1 protein-coding gene is annotated in these 1,792 nt (G+C 56.6%); it reads right to left on the bottom strand.

The features are described 5' to 3' along the window. Window positions 1–491 precede the first annotated feature (491 nt). Window positions 492–764, bottom strand: a complete 273-nt coding sequence (locus tag GGQ85_RS20660; protein WP_309776081.1) for a hypothetical protein — start codon at window positions 762–764, stop codon at window positions 492–494. Window positions 765–1,792 lie beyond the last annotated feature (1,028 nt).

Here is a 1,792-nt window from a genome sequence, read left to right as displayed (position 1 = left end):
ATCTGTTCCTCCGAAAACCGCTTCCGTTTCATGGCATCCGCCCTCCGTGGGGTTCAGAATGCCCGAAAAAATTGCCTTCAACATGGACCAGCTTCTTGGGTCAGGATCAATCGGTCCGATAGCCACAAACAGCGTGGCGAAGGCGGTGATGGCAAGCTCGGAACTCATGATAGCCGTGCGCTGTTCGGGGTCCAAAGGTTGAGCGGAAATCGGAAGCGTGACTGAGCGCATCCTTCAGCTTCGTCCTCAGGCTTCCCGATAACTATGGATCGCGCCTATCCAGCCAGATATCGATCATGACGACAAGCGACATTAGGAGAGAGGCACCAACTAAATAGATGATCGTATCCATATCTTCACTCGGGCATACATGCGGCGTTCGGCGCCCCCGCATCGCGTGCATGAATGCCTAAAGGTGAGTTGCGAAATGCTTGGGCAGGGGCCGTCGGTGCATAAAGAAAGGCCCGGCGAGAGCCGAGCCTTCTCTCTCATCACCAACGGTACCAGTACGGGTAAACCGGCGGATAGGGTCGGACCACCCGATAGGGCGGACCATAATAATAGGGAGCCGGGCCATAGACCGGTCCGTAGTAGACCGGGGGTGCCGCTGCGGCGGCCAGCGTCGCCGCAACCAACCCTACAGCAATTCCAGGGGCGATTCCCGGACCGCCCCAGTAGTGATGACGCCAATGAGCCGATGCAGGTGCAACCGTCCCGATGAGGAGCGTTGCTGCCGCGGCGATTCCAAGAGCAAGCTTTCTCATGTCCACTTCCTTACAAATACGTCCGCAAAGGCGGGCGGCTGTGTTTCCTTTCCGAGTTCGTTTTGCCGAATCGCAGTCCGGCTGGAGGTTCTAATTAGGACCGGGAGCGCCCACTTCAAGTCCTTCTCGCACTTCCGACGAAGCACCATTCTGGCCCGTTCCTAGGACATTCATCGTCTTACTGCCCCTCGTATTTGCCGACCAAATCGTCGGCGTCCTACTCGACAAGCCGCTTCTGCGTCATTCGTGAGTGTATCCACTAGGGCGAGCGTGCTTATCCTTGCAACTACCATCGACTTCATCGAGCATCCTGGCGCGCTGTCTCATGACATAGCCTCTTGAAAATTCCGTGTGCGCATCCCAAGAGCAGCGCAGGTTCGCGAAGCCGACACCCATGGCTGCGGCCGCGCGGCTGCGCATGGTTACGGGAAATCCGATAAAAAGCTTAAGACCATGGCATTGCCGCGGGGCGGGCGGGTGCCCGCGTGTCTTTACGTGCGTCGGGTACGACCCACTACGGACGAAGGCTTCGGGCTGGCTGGCAGGGGATTTGGGTCGCGATCCGCCAAAGACATAGATCGCCGCAAAACCGACCACCGGCTGCTGACAGACGCCTCAGTGGTGCCGAGTGCCTTAGCAACAAGCGAAGTTGGCGCTTTTCTTTAGATACAAAAGCTTCTTTTCATCTTCGGGTGTCCAATGATGCCTTGCCATGCGTGATAATCGCTTAGGGCAAGGTTTAACTGCCGGACTTTCTTGAGAAGTACGTACCGATCTTTACTTTTCGACATACTCCGCCTCGCTCCTAGGTGGAGAGTTGGCGATCCTTCCGACCGAGCGGCCGTCTGAACGACGCATAATCAATTGTCGGCTTGTCGCCGACGATGACGGAGCAGGAGATCTATCGCCAAAATCTAGGACATGGCGCGGAATCCTAGAACCGATCGACATTCATCGCATCCATATCATGGCTGCTGCGAGCTTGATGAAGCCTGTGAAGTGTTCTGTTCGCCTGTCGTATCGGGTGG

The organism is Nitrobacter vulgaris, assembly GCF_031453995.1.
GTDB lineage: Bacteria > Pseudomonadota > Alphaproteobacteria > Rhizobiales > Xanthobacteraceae > Nitrobacter > Nitrobacter vulgaris.
This window is presented reverse-complemented; position numbering and strand designations above follow the sequence as displayed.